The sequence below is a fragment of the Microbacterium testaceum StLB037 genome, assembly GCF_000202635.1.
Taxonomy (GTDB): Bacteria; Actinomycetota; Actinomycetes; order Actinomycetales; family Microbacteriaceae; genus Microbacterium; species Microbacterium testaceum_F.
Genome location: NC_015125.1, coordinates 1401883 through 1420618, shown reverse-complemented (window position 1 = coordinate 1420618; position 18736 = coordinate 1401883). Strand labels below are relative to the sequence as shown.

14 protein-coding genes are annotated in these 18736 nt (G+C 70.2%); 10 read left to right on the top strand and 4 right to left on the bottom strand.

Annotated elements, in window-relative coordinates:
* The first annotated feature begins 92 nt into the window (after nucleotides 1-92).
* Both MTES_RS06520 and MTES_RS18420 read left to right on the top strand, forming a co-directional pair.
* Complete coding sequence (locus tag MTES_RS06520; RefSeq protein ID WP_013584425.1) at nucleotides 93-1676, top strand: Ig-like domain-containing protein; 1584 nt, start codon at nucleotides 93-95, stop codon at nucleotides 1674-1676.
* A 38-nt stretch (nucleotides 1677-1714) separates the two neighbouring features.
* Complete coding sequence (locus MTES_RS18420) at nucleotides 1715-5050, top strand: LamG-like jellyroll fold domain-containing protein (protein ID WP_013584424.1); 3336 nt, start codon at nucleotides 1715-1717, stop codon at nucleotides 5048-5050.
* A 55-nt stretch (nucleotides 5051-5105) separates the two neighbouring features.
* Here MTES_RS18420 and MTES_RS06505 read toward each other — a convergent pair whose 3' ends face one another.
* The 3 genes from MTES_RS06505 to MTES_RS06495 are packed head-to-tail and all read right to left on the bottom strand — an operon-like array spanning nucleotide 5106 to nucleotide 7622.
* Nucleotides 5106-5933, bottom strand: a complete 828-nt coding sequence (locus tag MTES_RS06505) for a hypothetical protein (RefSeq protein WP_013584423.1) — start codon at nucleotides 5931-5933, stop codon at nucleotides 5106-5108.
* The gene (locus MTES_RS06500; protein ID WP_148272825.1) at nucleotides 5911-6990 is read right to left on the bottom strand and encodes a type IV toxin-antitoxin system AbiEi family antitoxin; all 1080 of its coding nucleotides are present in this window, start codon (nucleotides 6988-6990) and stop codon (nucleotides 5911-5913) included. Before MTES_RS06500 ends, MTES_RS06505 begins: the two co-directional genes overlap by 23 nt.
* Nucleotides 6987-7622 carry a helix-turn-helix domain-containing protein gene (locus MTES_RS06495; RefSeq protein WP_013584421.1) on the bottom strand — a complete coding sequence of 212 codons (636 nt, stop codon included), beginning with the start codon at nucleotides 7620-7622 and terminating at the stop codon, nucleotides 6987-6989. The genes MTES_RS06500 and MTES_RS06495 overlap by 4 nt, the downstream gene beginning before the upstream one ends.
* A 159-nt stretch (nucleotides 7623-7781) precedes the next feature.
* Here MTES_RS06495 and MTES_RS06490 point away from each other — a divergent pair, with 159 nt between their 5' ends.
* From MTES_RS06490 to MTES_RS06460, 7 genes are all read left to right on the top strand, one after another.
* Nucleotides 7782-9545, top strand: coding sequence for an NCS1 family nucleobase:cation symporter-1 (locus MTES_RS06490; protein WP_013584420.1), 1764 nt, complete (start codon nucleotides 7782-7784; stop codon nucleotides 9543-9545).
* Complete coding sequence (locus tag MTES_RS06485) at nucleotides 9542-10294, top strand: aspartate/glutamate racemase family protein (RefSeq protein ID WP_013584419.1); 753 nt, start codon at nucleotides 9542-9544, stop codon at nucleotides 10292-10294. Before MTES_RS06490 ends, MTES_RS06485 begins: the two co-directional genes overlap by 4 nt.
* A gap of 51 nt (nucleotides 10295-10345) precedes the next feature.
* Nucleotides 10346-11680: an allantoinase AllB gene (allB, locus tag MTES_RS06480; protein ID WP_043361117.1), complete on the top strand. Its 1335-nt coding sequence runs from the start codon at nucleotides 10346-10348 to the stop codon at nucleotides 11678-11680.
* Nucleotides 11677-13044 carry an acetamidase/formamidase family protein gene (locus MTES_RS06475; protein WP_013584417.1) on the top strand — a complete coding sequence of 456 codons (1368 nt, stop codon included), beginning with the start codon at nucleotides 11677-11679 and terminating at the stop codon, nucleotides 13042-13044. The genes allB and MTES_RS06475 overlap by 4 nt, the downstream gene beginning before the upstream one ends.
* 184 nt (nucleotides 13045-13228) lie before the next feature.
* Nucleotides 13229-14911 carry an AtzH-like domain-containing protein gene (locus MTES_RS06470; protein ID WP_013584416.1) on the top strand — a complete coding sequence of 561 codons (1683 nt, stop codon included), beginning with the start codon at nucleotides 13229-13231 and terminating at the stop codon, nucleotides 14909-14911.
* Between the two features lie 55 nt (nucleotides 14912-14966).
* Complete coding sequence (locus MTES_RS06465; protein ID WP_013584415.1) at nucleotides 14967-16199, top strand: pyridoxal-phosphate-dependent aminotransferase family protein; 1233 nt, start codon at nucleotides 14967-14969, stop codon at nucleotides 16197-16199.
* 190 nt (nucleotides 16200-16389) lie between these two features.
* Nucleotides 16390-17673: an allantoate amidohydrolase gene (locus MTES_RS06460; protein WP_013584414.1), complete on the top strand. Its 1284-nt coding sequence runs from the start codon at nucleotides 16390-16392 to the stop codon at nucleotides 17671-17673.
* 19 nt (nucleotides 17674-17692) lie between these two features.
* Here MTES_RS06460 and MTES_RS06455 read toward each other — a convergent pair whose 3' ends face one another.
* Nucleotides 17693-18061 (bottom strand): hypothetical protein, encoded by a 369-nt coding sequence (locus MTES_RS06455; protein WP_013584413.1) that lies wholly within the window; start codon nucleotides 18059-18061, stop codon nucleotides 17693-17695.
* 59 nt (nucleotides 18062-18120) lie between these two features.
* Between MTES_RS06455 and MTES_RS06450 the strand changes: the two genes are divergently transcribed.
* Nucleotides 18121-18735, top strand: a complete 615-nt coding sequence (locus MTES_RS06450; RefSeq protein WP_013584412.1) for a GrpB family protein — start codon at nucleotides 18121-18123, stop codon at nucleotides 18733-18735.
* The last annotated feature ends 1 nt before the right edge of the window (nucleotide 18736 follow it).

Sequence of the window (18736 nt, the reverse complement as noted above, 5' to 3'; positions counted from 1 at the left end):
GAAGTGACCCTCTGCGGGGCACATCCGATGGATAGCTTCGGTCCGGCCCGCGCCCGACGGGCGTTTCTTCTGTGAGAGGACCTCTCCTTCCCATGTCATTCCTGTTCCCGAGACGGTCGTTGCACGGCCTGGCCGCCGCGGCCGTCGCTCTGCTCGCCCTGGGCGTCGCTGCGCCGGCCCACGCGGCTCCGGCCGAGGTCACCGGACGCATATCCGCCGCCGGCGCCCCTTACGAGGGTGTCGGCGCCCCCAAACGGATCTTGCTGGAGAGCGTCAACGCTCCCGGCAAGGTCGTCCAGCTCGGCGACACCAACGCGCAGGTTTCCTCCGCACCCGGGGCGACCGAGCGCGCCGCGGCGGCGATCGAGGCGATAAAGACCGGCGACCCGTCCGCGCTCGCCGCCCAGGCTCTGACCTTCTACCCCGTGACCGGGGCGGCGAACACCTACGTCATCGCCGATCAGCAGGGGCGCGCGCTCATCCGGTCCCGCAACAGCTCGACGAACTTCCGGTATCTGCAGCTCGCCGACGTCGCCGATTCGGCGACCGACCCCTACGCCCAGTGGGAGGCCCGTGACGCCGGCGACGGCACCGTCAACCTCGTGAACGTGCAGCAGGACCCTTCCAAGAAGTGGGCGGCCCTCGACCTGTACAACCAGAAGACGGCGGACGGGTCCGAGGTGCAGTCGTACACGCTGGCCACGGGCAGCGCGGTCCAGAAATGGCGCATGCATGCGCTGACCGCGACGGTGACGGTGCCGACGGCCGTCACGCCGGTCGGGACGGAGCCGCGCCTGCCGTCGAAACTCGTCGCCCGCTATGGGTGGGGGACCTCTTTCCCGCTCACGTCCATCGCGTGGCAGAAGCCCGACCGCTCCGTCTGGAACGCACCGGGGGATGTCGACGTCACCGGCACGGCCACCGGCTTCTTCGGCGAGACCATCACCGTCTCCGCGCACATCGCCGTCGGAGCGGCCGCCGCGGCGGACGACGCCACGCTGCGCTCGTATGCGGGGGTCAGCGTCAAGGAGCTGCGGATGCTCGCGCCTCGGACCGTCGTCCGCCGGGTCGGCGGATCCGGTGCCAGCGTCACCGCACCCGTGTCGTGGGACTTCTCCGGGGTCACCGACACCGCACTCGCCCAGCCCGGGACAGTGACCGTCCCGGCCGTGTCGGGGGCAGACTTCTCCGCCCGATTGGTCGTCGCCCTCGTCGCCCCCGAGAGCGTCAACATCCTGCGCCAGAGCGGGGTGCACCCCGACTGGGCCGTGCGCGACAACGGCACGACGTTCGCGCTCACGGACGGCAATCGCAACGCCGTCGGATTCTCTGACTGGCGCAGCGGAGGCGCGGCAAACCGTGCGAACCCCAACCGCGTCTCGTTCGCCCTGGACCAGCCGCGCTCGATCACCGGCGTCAAGGTCTACGACATCGGCGGGAAGCAGAACATCGGCAGCGTCACGGTGCAGTACCGCACGCTTCTCGGCGGGTGGAAGAACGTACCCACGTCGTCCACGTGGCCCGCCGCGAACAGCTCGGCGAACCTCTCGCTCGAGGTCGCGTTCGCCCCCGTGCTCGCCACCGGCGTGCGCGTGCTGTTCTCCAACAAGTCGCCGAGCACCTGGATGACGCTTTCCGAGGTCGAGGTATACGGACCTCAGGCGCCCGCCGCGTGACCTCCTCCCGTTTCGCCCTTCCCCAGATGAGAAGAGAGATGTCCCTCCACCCTCCGCGCGCTCGACGCGCACGCCCCCTGGCCGCCGCGGCGGCAGTACTGACCCTGTCGGCTCTCGTCCTCGGCAACGCGTCCGCCGCGCTCGCGGCCGATGGGAGTACACCCGTCACTGCGGCATCCGCGTCCGCATCCCCCGATGCGTCCACCGCCGCGGACCGGTCCAGCTTCCTGCTGCCGGTCCTTCCCGACACGCAGTTCTACTCGCGGTACAGCGCGTCGCAGTTCTACCCGCAGTACGGGACGAACCCGTTCGAGGCGCAGACGCAGTGGGTCGTCGATCACAAGAACGACCTGAACATCCCCTTCGCCGTGCAGCTCGGCGACGTCGTCGACCAGCAGTGGGTGGGCGACCAGTGGACCGCCGCCTCCAAGGCCATGCGGATCCTCGAGGACGGCGGCGTGCCGTACTCGATCATCCCGGGCAACCACGACGTGGCCGACCAGGGCGCACGCTCGTCGGAGGCCAACGCGGCGAACTACCTGTCGGTCTTCGGGGCGACGACCCTCAAACGGCAGGCGGGCGGCACCCTGCTCGGCACGTTCCAGAACGGGTACTCCTCGGCATACGACTTCCAGGCCGAGGGGCACGACTGGATCGTCCTCTCGCTCGGCTGGAACGCCTCCGATGACACGTTCGCCTGGGCGCAGGGCATTCTCGACGCCCACCCGGGCGTCCCGGTGGTGCTGAACTCTCACGCGATCATCGGCATCGACCAGGACCAGATCTCGCCGACCAGCTGGTGGTATGGCGATCTGCTCTGGGACAAGCTCATCCGCAAGAACGACCAGATCATCCTGACCCTGAACGGCCACTTCCACGGCGCGACCCAGCGGACGCTGACGAACGACTTCGGCCACCCCGTTTTCGAGGTGCTGACCGATTACCAGATGGCCGCGGACGGCGGCAACGGCATCATGACGCTGTTCGAGTTCGACCTGTCGAACAACAGCATCGACGTCGACACCGTCTCGCCCTGGGTTCCGAAGAAGCACGCCGACGCGCTCACGTCGACGGACACCCCCGTGCTCGATGGGAAATGGCAGGACTTCAGCCTCCCCATCGACTTCGGTGCCCGCTTCGGCTGGAAGGCGCCCACCGCGGCGCAGGCCGACAATGGCGACCTCTCGGCGCGGGCCAAGCAGATCGTGTCGGCGGGATGGACCGGCCACGGGAAGGAGCAGCAGCTCGCCGTCGCCGGTGACGACACCGACTACGTGCACGTCGACGGGACGCTCGCGCACTGGCGGTTCGGCGGTGTCGCAGAGGGGGACGTCGCGGACACGACCGAGATCCCCGACATCGCCGGGTCGAGCCCGATGTATCGCAATCCGGTGGACGACACCGACGCGCCGGATACGAGCGACGACGTCTCCATCTCGCACTCCAACGTGCCGGTGTACTCGGCCGACAAGGGCGCGGTGTGCTTCAGCGACGTCCACCGCAATGCGGGTGCGCGCGACAACCTCGGTTACCTCACCACCGAGTACGGAGCCCCGGCCACGATGGCGCATCTCGATGCGAGCACCGGCTACACGCTGGAGACGTTCCTCCAGATGGACAGCAACTGGACGGAGGCGGCCAACCGTTGGGGAGCAGCCATCACGCGCGGCGGTGCCCGCCAGTGGATGGGGATCAACGACTCCTCCGATGCCGGTGCGGGCGCCGCGTGGCTGGGCATCTCCAACCTCCGGGAGTATCAGTTCTCCGCCGCCGATCCGCGCTCGAAGAACTCGTACACCCTCTGGTCAGGCGAGATCATGCCCGGCTCGTGGCACCACGTCGCGATCGTGAACGACCCGGCCAACGGGACGGTCATCATGTACGTCGACGGTGTGCCGGTGCTGCGCAACGCCTCGCAGGTCGGCGGGATGATGGCCGCCGACTTCATGCCGTGGATCATCGGTGCCTCGGCGTGGAATGAGGAGCCCGAGCACGGCTGGTACGGCTGCGTGGGTGAGACCCGCGTCGTCGATCACGCGCTCACGACCGACCAGTTCCTCTACCAGCGCCAGAACATCGACGCGGGTGGGCCGCAGTTCGCCCTGACCACGGACGTGTCGGCGGCGCAGCCGGCGGATGCCTCGCTCTCGTCGTTCGACGGCACCGGTCTCACCGGGGCCGACGTCCGCGTCGTCGAGCAGGGGCGCACGATCGGCCGGACCGCGGTCTCCTCGGACGGCACCTGGCACATCGCCCTCGACACTCCCGTCACCGGCGCCGGTGCTCACCCGCTGAGCTTCGTGCAGTCGCTCGGCAGCCGCGACGGGAAGGCGATCGAGGCGACGGTCACTATCTCGGCATCCCTGCCCACGCTCACTGACCCGTCGGACCAGCGCGTGCTGGTCGGCGCGACGGCGACGTTCTCGGTGATCGCGGGGGGCTCACCCGCTCCGACCGTCGCCTGGCAGTCGTCGGCAGACGGGGCGAGCTGGGCGGATATCCCGGATGCCACCTCGTCGACCCTGACGGTCACGGATGCCACGACCGCGATGAACGGCCGAAAGTACCGTGCGGTGGCCTCCAACGCGCAGGGCGGCAAGACCCTGTCCGCGCCGGCCACCCTCACCGTCGTCGATCCCAACCCGCAGCTGCCGTCGACCTCCGACGCAGCTCAGGTGGAGATCGCCGGCCCCGCGGACGGGGGAACGACCGTCACGGTGCACGCGGGAGCGGCTCACAAGGGGCAGATCCTGCGGGCGTGGGCGTGGTCCTCGCTCACCGATCTCGGACAGCTGACGACGGATGCTGCGGGTGACGCGGTCGTCGACGTCTCCGGGCTCGAGCCGGGTCACCACACCGTGGCGCTGACCCAGCCGAACGACCCGACCATCGTCGCGTGGGGCACGTTCGAGATCCCGGTGCACCCGGTCTCGCTGCGGGACAGCGCGGAGTTGCACACGAAGGTGACTGCGAGCGACCTGTGGTCGCTCGACGCGCAGAAGACCGCGGTGGACTTCGGCGCGGTCGAGCGGGGGACGCGCGCGACCGCAAATCTGGGCAGGCTCACGGTCGTCGACGATCGCGCCGCGCTGACGGGGTGGACCCTCACCGCGACGGCCACGCCTTTCACCAGCGGCACCTACTCCGCTCCGACAGACGCCCTCGGCATCCGACCGATGTCGTTCGCGGGCGAGGTCCTGCCCTCGGGTCTCAGCCTCGGCGCGGGCGACGGGGTCATCGCCTCCGGGGCCGCTGGTGTGTCCACGGGGATCGGCGGGGCCCGTTTCGACGCGGGGCTGGACTTCACGCCGCCGAAGGACGCCCCCGTCGGCGTCTACCGGTCGACGCTGACGCTCACGCTCATCGCGAAGTAGAACGTCCGGAGCCCCCGTCGGCCCTCGGGTCGGCGGGGGCTCCGTCGATGACACGTCATGCGGGCAGTTGCGCGTCGCGGAGACCGCGCGTGAACGCTTCGACGATATCGAATCGTCGCGACCGGTCCTGCGGCAGGTTGAGCAGGTGGCCAGCAAGCGGCCGCGCGTCCAGGCCGGTGAACCGGCTCACCAGGTCGTTCGCATCTGAGGGGATGAGATGCCGCCGAATGTCGCGGCCGAGGAGGTGCGCGCTGCTTTGGCCAGCGTCGAAGCCGTACAGTTCGCTGATGTCAATGTCGGCGCTGAACAGGCGATCGATCGTCGACGGATCCTGCGCATACCAGTCGAGAGCGACAGCCAGATCCTGTGCGTCGCGATGGTCGCCGTGCGCACTTCTATCCGCCCACGCGCGGGTCTTGAGCAATCCATACCCCGAGGGTTGAGGAAGACGGACAGGTTCCCCGGTGGGAAGCGTCAGGATCGATGCTCGGTCGAACACCTCCTGGAATCCGAAGACGACGATGTCGTCATTACGGGTCGATGGTCGGCTGAGGCCGCGGGGTTCCTCAGCGACATCGCCGAACGGGACGACATCGACATGCATGCCGGCGACGCGAAAGGCAATTCCGTTCGACTGGATGGAGGCGAATGCCGATCCGATCCGCTCGAACTCATTCCATGAGGCGATGGCGATTCCGAGGTCGAGGTCTGTGGTCAGTCGAGTCGGTGTCGTTCTTCCCAGGGCGGAATGGATGGCATCGCGACACCGTGCCCCGACCAGCAGGATTTTCCGAGGATCAATACCCGTCGTCGTGACCAGATCATGGACGGCCGCCGCGACATCGTCCAGCAGTCGGAGGTCAATGCGCGCGCAGTCGAGCATTGTCGTTTCTCAGACGCTGGGCTGCTTCTCGTTCGCGAGAATCACCGGATGCCAGGAGATCGGCGTAGACCAGCAACGGCGGCGCTTCTCGTAGTCGGGCAGATTCTCGCGTGCGCGCGGGGACAGGCTCGGTCCAGAACTTCTCGCGAAGGAACAGGGTCGGTGACTCGTCATCGCGTGCCCAGCGCCCCGCTTGGGCTGCATCGCGGGGGATGCCGTCGGCGTAGATGGTCCATGTGATGTTGCGTGCGATCCACGGTGCGACGGCTTCTCCGCTGAGATAGAGGGGTGGGCCGTCCGGAGAGAGGCGGGACGGGTCGAAAGTCCCACGAAAGGCTCGGGTGTTCTCCCGCGAGCCGAGTCCGCTCGTAAATGCTGCCGCCCATCCATCGATCAGCGAGTCGATGTTCCTCAGGGAAGCGTGGTCCCGTGGGCCGAAGCGGTCAAGGAAGTTGGCTGATTCGAGAGCCACCAGCGTCTTCTGCGTGAAGCTCACGGAGGCTCCGGCGGCTCGCGCAAGGTCTTGGAGCCGTGCAGCGAGGAGGTCGGGCCAACTGATCACCGCGAGGATGACCTGCGACCGTTTTTCCGTGAACAGGGAGGCGCTCTTCGCGGGTTTACGGAGGCCGGCGGCGGAATCGGGCGTCCGCCCGCGCACGTCGATCAGCGTGTCTCCGAGCGACAGGTAGCCGTTACCCGCCTCGTCGATGAAGTTGACGCCGACGTCTCGGAGCGCATCCGCGTTGCGCGGCGTGACTCGACTGCCCAGCGCGACGACAGGACCTTTCGCGGGGAGAGGGAGGATGTGCTCCAGCTCCGTGAGGGTCAGAGGCGACACCGCAACCGCGGTGACCCTCTGCTGCTGCTTCCCGCGTGAAACGACGAGAAAGGTGACTGGGCTGCTCGCTGTCGGCATCTCTCCGACGAGGTCGATGCCGTAGTCTCGCGCGCGGCTCCGAATCTTCTCGCTGTCCATGGTTTCCTCCGAGGAGAATTCTCCTACGAAGAGATTTTTCTCGCAAGGAAAGTTATCTTCGTGCGAAAATCTGTCATTCACGCGTGCACGATCAGCCAGTGCGCCACGGCATCCGTTGCGCCGGTGTTGTGCAGGCGGTGGGGGACCGAGCAGGGGTAGCTGATGGCATCCCCCGCCCGCAGGATGACCCGCTCGGCCTCGAAGTCGATCGTGAGTTCACCCGCGACGACGGTGCCGACCTCGTAGCCCTCGTGATGGAAGAGGCCGTCGGCGCCGTGCGCCGAGGCTCCGGGTGGGTAGACCGACTCGAAGTAGTCGACGCCGGGCGACGAACCGGGGGTCAGGCGGCGGAACGAGACGCCGCTCTCGAGCACGATGTCGGCCGCCTGCGCGGCGCGTTGCAGCGTGAAGCCCGAGGGGCCGACGGGTTCGACGGGGCGATCGGATGCCGGATCGAAGGCCGCGACGAGAGGCACGCCGAGGGCGTCGGTGATGGCGATGAGCCGCGAGACGCTCGGCTGCATCACGCCGCGTTCGATCTGCGAGACCGCGCTGGGGGAGATGCCGAGGGTCGCCGCGAGAGCGCGGGCGGAGATGCCGCGGGCTTGGCGCAGATCCCGGATGCGCGCGCCGACGGATGCCGCGGGCTCGGCCGGTGCCCCTGGGACCGCAGCGTCCGGATCGACGGCGTCGGCGAGGGGCGGCTGCGTCATGCCCCGAGTCTAGGCAGCCGGCGGGTGTGAAGGAGCGACTTCACACGCCTGTTACACGAGCGAAACCAGCCGCGCAGTGTGAACCCATAACTTCACATCAGAGCTCCACTCCGGCCGCGGACTCCACGTCGTGGCATCCATCGTCCTGAGAGGAATGACATGACATCCACCCCGCTCACCGGCCCCCACGATCTCGTGGAGGCCGCCGGCCACCCCCACGGGGGCGGCAACATGAAGCCCCACTACGACGAGCGTCTCGCCAACGAAGACCTCGCGCCGCTGCGGAAGCAGAAGTGGTCGAGCTACAACATCTTCGCGTTCTGGATGAGCGACGTGCACTCCGTCGGCGGCTACGTCACCGCGGGCTCGCTCTTCGCCCTCGGCCTGCAGTCGTGGCAGGTGCTCGTGGCGCTCATCGCCGGCATCGTCATCGTGCAGGTCTTCGCCAACATGGTCGCCAAGCCCAGTCAGAAGACGGGCGTGCCCTACCCCGTCATCAACCGCGTCGTGTTCGGCATCCGGGGCGCGAACATCCCCGCGATCATCCGCGGCCTGATCGCGATCGCCTGGTACGGCGTGCAGACCTTCCTCGCCGCGGAATCGCTGAACATCATCTTCCTGAAGTTCATCCCGGGCTCCGTTGCCCTCCTCGATGTGTCGTTCGCCGGGCTGTCGGCGCTCGGCTGGATCTCGTACGCGATCCTGTGGACCGCGCAGTTCCTCCTCTTCTGGAACGGCATGGAGGTCATCCGCCGCTTCATCGACTGGGCCGGCCCCGCCGTCTACGTCGTCATGATCGTCCTCGCCGTCTACCTCGTGTCGCAGGCCGGGATCCAGAACATCTCGTTCACCCTCTCGACCACCCAGCTCGACTTCTGGGCGTCGATCCCGGTGATGCTCGGCGCGATCGCCCTGGTGGTGTCGTACTTCTCGGGCCCGATGCTGAACTTCGGCGACTTCGCCCGCTACGGCAAGAGTTTCGCCGCGGTGAAGAAGGGCAACTTCTGGGGTCTGCCGATCAACTTCGTGTTCTTCTCGCTGCTGACGGTCATCACGGCCTCGGCCACCGTGCCGGTGTTCGGCTCGCTGATCACCGACCCGATCAAGACGGTCGAGCGGATCGACACCCCGTTCGCCATCCTGCTCGGCGGCCTGACGTTCGTCACAGCGACGGTCGGCATCAACATCGTCGCGAATTTCATCTCTCCCGCGTTCGACTTCTCCAACGTCGCGCCCAAGAAGATCTCGTGGCGCGCGGGCGGAATGATCGCCGCGATCGGATCGACGTTCCTCATGCCGTGGAACTGGTACTCGAACGACGACGCGATCCACTACTCCCTCGGCGTGCTGGGTGCGCTGATCGGCCCGCTGTTCGGCATCCTGATCGCCGGGTACTACATCACCGCCCGTCAGCGCGTGAAGGTCGACGCGATGTTCACGATGGACGCGACGGGGCCGTACTGGTACCGCAACGGTTTCAACCCGAATGCGGTCAAGGCCGTCATCGCGGCGGGCGTCCCGACGGTCGCGGTCGCGGTGTTCCCGAAGCTGTTCGCCGACCTGGGGATGTTCGACGTCTCGTGGATCAGCGACTACAGCTGGTTCATCGGGTGCGGCCTCGGATACGCGCTGTTCCTGCTGTTCGAGCGCCTCGACCCGCGGGTCCCCACGTTCGAGGGCGAGACGGAGGGCATCTCCGACGGGACCTCGGATGCCGTGGAGGCCCCCGTCGAGGCCGAGGACCTGGTGCTCGCGCGGACGGTTCCGGATGTCGTGACCCCGGTGCCGGGCTCCGGAGCCGTGGCGCCCGGTGCGCCCGCGGTGCTCGCTCAGACGGCTCAGGATGCCAGAACTCCGGAGCCCGGCACGGCGTCGCCGCTCCGTCGGTCGACTCCCGAGAACCCGCGCGAGGCGCTCGCGTGAGGATTCTGCTCATCAACCCCAACACCTCCCGGGCGATGACCGCGAAGATCGCGGAGGCCGCCCGGGAGGTGGCGGGGCCCGACGTGCTCATCGAGGCCGTGTGTCCTGCGACCGGCGCCGCCGCGATCGAGAGCCACACCGACGAGGTCCTCGCCGCGGCCGCGGTCGTCGAGCTCGTCGCGGCCGATCGCGACGGACTCGACCCCGCCGATGCCTACGTGATCGCCTGCTTCGGCGACCCGGGTTTGGACGCGGCGCGGGAGCTCGTCGAGGCGCCGGTCGTCGGAATCGCCGAGGCGGCGATGCACCTGGCCGCGGTGTCGGGGCGGCACTTCGGGGTGGTCACGACCCTCAGCCGGACGTTGGGCCGAGCTCGCGACCTCGTATCGCGGTACGGCATGGAGCGGGCGTGCGTGTCGCTCGCGGCGACGGGGATCCCCGTGCTCGACCTCGAGGACACGGGGTCCGTCGCGGTGGAGACGATCGCGCGGTACAGCGCGGAGGCCGCGGCTGCGGGGGCGGACGTCATCGTGCTCGGGTGCGCGGGGATGGCCGATCTGTGCGTCGAGCTGACGGCACGCGTCGGGGTGCCGGTCGTCGACGGGGTCGCGGCGGCGGTGGGCGTGGCATCCGGGATGGCACGGATGGGGCTGGGGACGAGCAAACGCGACGAGTACGCGCTTCCGACTCGCGAGGGAGCGGCGCCGACTCTTCCTCCCCAGGCGACGAATCTCGAGGTGTTTGCATGAATGTTGATCACGGTTACATCTGTGAAACGCGGGGCGCTTAGCGTGGCCGGTATGAGCACACGGATCGCCGCGCGACGGGTCTATCTGGACGGCGAGTTCCGCCCCGCGACCGTCGTGAGCGAGGGCGGGACGATCACCTCCGTCGAGCCGTTCGACGCCGCTGCCGAGACCGTGCTGCCCGGCGACTCGGTGCTGCTCCCGGGGCTCGTCGACTCGCACGTGCACCTCGACGAGCCGGGGCGCACCGAGTGGGAGGGCTTCGCGACCGGAACGGCCGCGGCCGCCGCGGGCGGCGTCACGACGATCGTCGACATGCCGCTGAACAGCTCTCCCGTCACCACCACGCTTCCGGCCCTGGATGCCAAGCGCGCGGCCGCCGCGGGAAAGCTCGCGGTCGATGTCGCCTACTGGGGCGGTGCGGTCCCCGAGAACCTCGGGTCGCTGCGCGCACTCTCCGACGCCGGCGTCGTGGGTTTCAAGTGTTTCCTGTCGCCCAGCGGCATCGATGAGTTCGGACACCTCGATGCGGAGCAGCTCGAGCGGTGCCTCGCCGAGCTCGCGGTCTTCGACGGCCTGCTGATCGTGCACGCCGAAGACCCCGCGCACCTGCACGCGGACGGCGCGCTCGGTCCGCGCTACCGCGACTTCGAGGCCAGTCGCCCGCCGCTCAGCGAACGATCCGCGATCCTCCGGGTCATCGACGCGGCGCGCCGCACCGGCGCTCGCGCGCACATCGTGCACGTCGCCGACGGAGGAGCGCTCGACGACGTGCGCGCCGCCAAGGCCGAGGGCGTGCGGCTGACGGTCGAGACCTGCCCCCACTACCTCACCCTCGACGCCGCGGAGGTACCGGACGGTGCCGGGGCCTTCAAGTGCTGCCCGCCGATCCGCGGGGGCGACAACCGCGATCTGCTGTGGGCGGGCATCGTCGACGGCACGATCGACGCGATCGTGAGCGACCATTCCCCCGCGACCGTCGAGCTGAAGAGCAATCCGGACTTCGGTCTCGCCTGGGGCGGGATCGCGGGCCTGCAGACCGGCTTGTCGGCCGTGCACAGCACCGCCCGCGCGCGAGGCCTCGCCTTCGAGAGCCTGCTGCCGCTGATGACGACCGGCCCCGCGCGGATCGCGGGCCTCGAGGGACTCGGCGTGATCGCGCCGGGTGCTCCGGCGCACCTCGTGGCGTTCGCCCCCGATGAGGAGTTCGTCGTGGATGCCACGGCTCTGGAGTACCGCAACCCCGTCTCGCCCTGGCACGGCCAGACCCTGACCGGCGTCGTCCGCGAGACGTGGCTCCGGGGCGAATCGGTGTATCGCCGAGGCTCGGCGGTGACCGAGCGCGGGGGACGCGAGATCCTCCGTGCGACCGCGGCGGTGGACGCGTGAGCGGCGGCGAGGTGAGCCGGGCCGCGTCCGAGGTCCCTGAGCTCGGCGAGAGGACCGATCCCGACGTGCCCGTGGCCGCGTCGGGGGTCCCTGAGCTTGTCGAAGGGACCGGGCACGCCCGATCGGGGGGTGGCTTCGACAGGCTCAGCCACCATGGTCGGGCCCCATCCGGAATCCCCACGCCCTTCCCGATCCTCCAACCCGGCACCGGACCGATCCCCGGCGACCACTACCTCCGCGCCACCCCCGAGACCGTTCTGTGGGGCCGCCTGCCCTGCGCCACCGACACTCCCGTGCTCGAGATCGCGTCGGGCGAGACCGTCACCATCGACACGGTCAGCCACGAGGGCATCCTCGACGACCAGGGCAAAGACCCCGCGGCCTACTTCTCCGCGCACGGGGTGCCGCGCGCCCAGGTGCTCGACGATGCGGTCGAGATCGCGGCATCCGTTCTCCGCGACCCTCGCGCCGACGGACCGCACGTGGTCGTCGGACCCGTGCGCGTCGCGGGCGCGCACCCGGGCGATCTGCTGAAGATCACGGTCGAGACGCTGGTGCCGCGGGTGCCCTACGGCGTGATCTCGAACCGGCACGGCAAGGGCGCGCTCGTCGGCGAGCTGCCGCGGGGCGAGCACAACGTCAGCGTGTTCTCGGCGGTCGCCGAGCGCGAGGGCGTTCTGCACGGCACGCTCCCGCTTCGCGAGGGCGGCGATCCGCTCGTGGCTTTCCCCCTCGCACCGTTCCTCGGCACCATGGGCGTCGCGGTCGCGGGCGACGAGCGCCCGCACTCCGTGCCGCCCGGGACCCACGGGGGCAACATCGACATCAATCTCCTCGTCGAGGGCACCGCTCTCTTCCTCCCCGTGCAGGTCGACGGAGCACTCGCCTACGTGGGCGATCCGCACTTCGCGCAGGGCGACGGCGAGGTGGCGTTGACCGCCCTGGAGGCGTCGCTCCGCGCGACGCTGCGCTTCGAGGTGGTTCCCGCGGAGGCCGCGCGCGCCGCGTTCGGCGAGGTCGTCGGTCCGCTGGTCCGGACGCCCGAGTACCTCGTGCCGACCGGCATGGATCCCGACCTGGATGCCGCGATGCGCGCGTGCGTGCGCTCGTCGCTCGCCCTACTGGGTGGGCGCTGGGGGATGGGCGAGCACCTCGCCTACGCCTACCTGAGCGCGGCGACCGACTTCGACATCTCGCAGGTCGTCGACATCGTCTCGGGCGTGCACGCCCGGATCCGCGAGGCCGACTTCGCGGGGGTGCCGGCGGTCGAGCCCGAGGCGCTGGCATCCGGGACCGCCGCGGTCTCGATGCCCGCGCCCGTCGACGGCGCGGCGGCGAACGAACAGGAAGGAGACGTCGCATGAGCCCCGTCCTCGCCGCCGCCCTGGCCCGTGCCGAGGCGGCTGACGCCGGCGCTGCCGGCCTGCCGCTCGCGCTGGGCGCTCCCGACGCGGCTCCTCTCCGTCGAGTGTCCAAAACACCCGGACGATTTTCGAGATGGTCCGGGTGTTTCGGACACTCAGCGCCGCGCGGAGAGGGGCGACGATCATGACGGATGCCACGGGGGCGATGTCCGAACTCGCGACGCCCGAGCGCGTGTCGCGCGAGCCCGTCCCGAACGACTCTGCGGGGATTCCCGAACCCGCGCCCGCGGCACCTACGAACTCCGCGGCGATCCCCGCCGACCTGCGCTCGGCATTCGACGCCTACGAGCGGGCGATCGTCGCGAACGACCTCGATGCGCTCGACGCGTTCTTCGCCCCCGGTCCCGACACCCTGCGCGGTGACCCTGCGGGCCTCCTCGTCGGCCACGACGCCATCAGCGGCTTCCGTTCGCTGCGCGGGGGCGTCCCCCCGCGCGACATCACCGACATCCACTACCGGCGGCTGGGGCCCGACGTCGCCCTGCTGATGTCGGTCTCACGCTTCCACGGCGGAGGCCGCGGGCTGCAGACCCAGGTCTGGCAGCGCATCGACGGGCGCTGGCTCATCACCGCCGCACACGTCGCTCCGCGCACGCCGCCGCTCGATCGCTCGATCTGGCGAAGCGTGGGCGATCCGTTCCTTCAGGGCGCGTGGGAAGGGACCCTCGCGGGCCTCACCGTCGCCGTGAAAGACCTCTTCGCCATCGCGGGCTTCCGCATCGGGGCGGGCAACCCGGCTTTCCTCGAAGAAGCGCGACCGGAGAAGGTCACCGCCCCCGCCGTCGCCGACCTGCTGCGGGCCGGCGCGTCGCTGCGGGGAATCGCTCGCACCGACGAGTTCGCGTACTCGATCGCCGGCGACAACGTGCACTACGGCACCCCGCCGAATGGCGCGGTCGTGGGCGCACTCCCGGGTGGATCCTCGAGCGGCCCGGCGTCCGCCGTCGCCGCGGGGCACGCCGACATCGGCCTCGCCACCGACACCGCGGGATCCATCCGCGTGCCCGCGTCGTACCAGGGGCTCTGGGGCCTCCGCACCACCCACGATCTCGTGCCGCGCCAGGGCATGCTGCCGCTCGCGCAGTCGTTCGACACGATCGGATGGCTGACCCGCGACGGCGATACCCTGCAGCGCGTCGCCGACTGGTGCCTGAGTTACGACGGGTCAGCGACGACGGAGAACGTCTACGGAGCCTCGGGGGATGACCTGCCCTGGCGTTTCCTCGTCCCCGAAGAGATCCTCGAGTGCGCGGAGCCCGCGACCCGCGAGGCGTTCTCGAAGCTGGTGGCCGCGCTCGCGGCATCCGATGATCCGCCGCCCTTCCGCGCCGTGCACACGGGAGACCTGGATGCCGCCTTCGCGGCGTTCCGCACCGTGCAGGGTGCCGAGGCCTGGCGCAACAACGGCGAGTGGATGACCGCGCACCCCGGGGCGGTGGGCCCGGCCGTCGCCGAGCGCTTCTCCGTCGCCTCGCGCATCGCTGCCGCGGACGAAGCCGCCGCGCGCGAGGACCTCGAGCCGATCGCCGCGCACCTGGCCGAGCTCGTCGACGGGGCCGTGCTGATCTTCCCGACCGTCCCCGGTCCGGCGCCCCAGCGCACGGCCGACGTCGACGCCGTGCGCGCGGCGACCCTGCGCATGACGGCGCCGGCCGCGATCGCGGGCCTGCCCTCGATCTCGGTGCCGCTCCTCACGGTCGACGGCGCTCCGGTCGGGCTCTGCCTCGTCTCGCGGGCGGGCACCGATATCGCCCTCGTACGCCTGGCTCGCCGCCTCGCCGCTCTCGTCGAGGGAGGGCTCCGATGACCACTCCCTCCCTCTCGCCCCGCCGCTTCACCCACCCCCGCACCACGGAGTCCTGATGTCTCACCTCCCCGGCCCCATCGACCCGCCCGCCCGGCTCCTCATGGGCCCCGGCCCCATCTCGGCGTACCCGAGTGTGCTGCGCGCGATGGGCGCGCCGCTCGTCGGGCAGTACGACCCGTTCATGACGGCGACCATGACCGAGACGCAAGAGTTGTACCGCCGGGTGTGGGCGACCGACAACGACGCGACCCTGCTGATCGACGGCACGAGCCGTGCGGGGATCGAGGCGGCGATCCTCTCGCTCGTGCGCCCCGGGGACCGCGTGCTGGTCCCCGTCTTCGGGCGCTTCGGTCACCTCTTGGCCGAGATCGCCGAGCGCGCGCTCGCCGAGGTGCACACGATCGAGGTGCCGTGGGGCGAGGTCTTCCCGGTGTCGACGATCCGCGAGGCGATCGAGCGGGTCAAGCCGCACCTCGTCGCGTGCGTGCAGGGCGACACCTCGACCACCATGCTTCAACCGCTCGACGAGATCGGCGAGATCTGCCGCGCGCACGGCGCCCTGTTCTACACCGACGCCACCGCCTCGCTCGGCGGCAACGCGTTCGAGATGGATGCCTGGGGCCTGGATGCCGCGACCGCGGGCCTGCAGAAATGCCTCGGCGGTCCGTCGGGGTCGGCGCCGATCAGCCTGTCGGAGCGCGCCGTCGAGGTGGTGCGCTCGCGCGCCCGCGTCGAGGCGGGGATCCGGGAAGAGGGCGATGCCGTGGCATCCGATTTCATCCGGTCCAACTACTTCGACCTTGCGATGATCCTCGACTACTGGGGGCCGCGGCGCCTCAACCACCACACCGAGGCGACCACGATGCTCTACGGCGCACGCGAGTGCGCGCGCGTGCTGCTCCTCGAGGGCCGGGATGCCGTGATCGACCGCCACCGCCTGCACGGCGACGCGATGCTCGCCGGAGTGCAGGGCCTCGGGCTGACCGTCTTCGGCGACGTCGCGCACAAGATGACGAACGTCGTCGCCGTCGAGATCCCGGAGGCGGTCGTCGGCGACGCGGTGCGCGCGGAGCTCCTGAGCGACTTCGGCATCGAGATCGGCACCTCGTTCGGGCCGCTGCACGGCCGCGTCTGGCGGATCGGCACGATGGGGTACAACGCCCGCACCGACGCCGTGCTCACCACGCTCGCCGCCCTCGAGGCGGTGCTGCGCCGCCACGGCGCGTCGGTGCCGGCCGGCGGTGGCGTCGAGGCCGCGCAGGGCGTGTACGCGGCGGCACGGTCGTGACGCCTCTCGCCCTCCCCGTCGCCGCCGTCGCTGCCCTCGGGTGGCGCTCCGGCAGGCGCCGCTCCTTCGGGGTCCGCTCCCTCGGGCACCGCTCCTTCGGGCGCGGCTCCTTCGGACGGCGTCCCGCCGGGCAGGGGGAGGGGTGTCCCCGCGCGACGAGTCACGGCGCACCGGGCCGAGGAGCCCTGGGATGACCACCGCCACGCGCCTCGACGTCGCACCCGAGCGCGTCGTCTCGGCAGCCCGCCGCGTGATGGGACGCTGCGAGGAGCTCGCGCGCGTCACCGCGACCCCGGGCAGCATCACGCGCGTGTACCTCTCTCCCGAGCACGCGCGGGTGAACCGTCTCGCCGCCGAGTGGATGCGCGAGCTCGGCATGACGACGCGGCAAGACGCCGCGGGCAATCAGGTCGGACGCCTCGCCCCCGCGGGTGCCCCCGACGCCCCCACGCTCCTGCTGGGCTCTCACCTCGACACCGTGCCCGACGCGGGGCGCTTCGACGGCATCGTCGGGGTGCTGATGGCACTCGAGGTGGTGCGGCTGATCCGTAGCATCGACGACGAGGGCACGGCATCCAGTCCCTTCCCGTTCGCGCTCGAGGTCATCGCGTTCAGCGACGAGGAGGGCACGCGATTCGGCAAGGCGCTTCTGGGGTCATCGGCCGTGGCGGGGCAGTGGGACGACGCCTGGTGGGACCTGACGGATGCCGACGGTTCGACGCTGCGCGAGGCGTTCCGCGAGTTCGGTCTCGATCCCGGGCGCATCGGCGAAGCTGCGCGTCGGCCCGAGCAACTCGTCGCCTACCTCGAAGCGCACATCGAGCAGGGGCCGGAGCTCCACCGCAGCGGACAGGCTCTCGCCGCAGTGTCATCGATCGCGTCGGCGCGGCGGTTCCAGCTCGTCGTCGAGGGGGAAGCCCGGCACGCCGGCGGAACGCCGTACGACATGCGCCGCGATGCCCTACTCGGCGCGAGCGAAGCGGCCCTCGCGGTCGAGCGGATCTGCCGCGGTGAGCACCACATCATCGGCACGGTCGGGCAGCTCGAGGCGTTCCCGGGCGCGGTGAACGTCGTGCCGGGAGAGGCACACTTCTCGCTCGACCTGCGCGGCGAGTTCGACGCGACCCGTGATCACACGTGGGACGAGATCTCCCGAGAACTGGATGCCATCATGGGCCGCCGCGGTCTGCGGTGGCGCGCCCGCGAGGTGCACAGCGCTCCGGCCGTGTTCTGCGCGCCCCTTCTGCAGGACGTCGTCCGGGCCGGGATCGGCGGGGAGGCCCCGACTCTCTTCAGCCGCGCCGGACACGACGCGATGTCGATCGGGGCGATCACCGAGGTGGGCATGCTGTTCCTCCGCAACCCCGACGGCATCAGCCACCATCCCGATGAGGCGGTGTCGGGAGGCGACGTCGCGGCGGGGATCCGCGCGCTGGCCGAGGCGGTGCTGCACCTGGGGGCGGAGCCGCGCTGAGCAGCGGGAAGGGAGAGCCTCAGGCCCGGTTCCACGGCGGCGGGTTCTCGATCACCGGCGGCGGGGTCGAGGTCAGGAAGATCGTGGCACCCACCACCACGACGACACTGACGGCGACGAGGCCGCCCGCGACCACCCGTGACGATCGGGTGCGGGTCCGCCCGCGTGCGACGAAGAAGCCCGCCAGGGTCAGCAGGGCCCACGAGCCCAGGGCGACGACCCCCATGCCGATGCCGATCGCCCGCTCGCCGTCGTCGGAGTCGGAGTACGGGATCACCGTCAGCCCCGGACCGGCCCAGCTCAGCCCCGAGGCGCCGAGCATCAGCGCTCCGAAGAGACCGACGACGATCGCCACGACGACCAGGACGATTCCCCCGACGATGCGCACGCCTCCATCTTCGCCGTTTGTCGAGGCTGCGCCGTCCTCCCGCCACGTAGCGTGAGGGCATGACCGATGACAACCCCGCGGCCATCGCCGAGCACCGTCCGGAGTGGGCGGCCCGCGCCGCCGCCTTGCTCGTCGATGTCCGATCCGCGCTCGCCGGTCTCCCGGGTGCGGGTGCCGCCGCTCTCGACCACATCGGATCGACCGCCGTACCGGGTCTCGCGGCCAAACCGTTCCTCGACCTGCAGGTACGTATCGCCCCCCTCCCCGATGAGGATGAGCTGCTCGCACGACTCGCCCCGCGCGGATACGTGCGCGCGCGTGGATCACGCCCCGACTCGCCCGGTGTCGACCGTGACCTTCCGCGCGGACGGATCGAGGTCGATGACGTCGTGTGGGAGAAGCGACTGTATTGGCACGAAGATGCCCAGGCGATCCTGCACGTTCGCCGGTTCGATTCGCCGTGGGGGCGGTACACCGTGTGGTTCCGGGACTGGCTGCGAGCCCACCCCGCCGAGCGCGATCGGTACGCGCGGCTCAAACAGCGGCTGAGCGCCCAGCAGGTCGGAAAGGCCGATTACGACGACTACACGCGCGCGAAGACGGTGTTCTTCGACGAGGTGCAGGCCGCGTTCGAGGCGTGGGCGGCGCGCGAGAGCCGGTCCACGAACCGGTGAT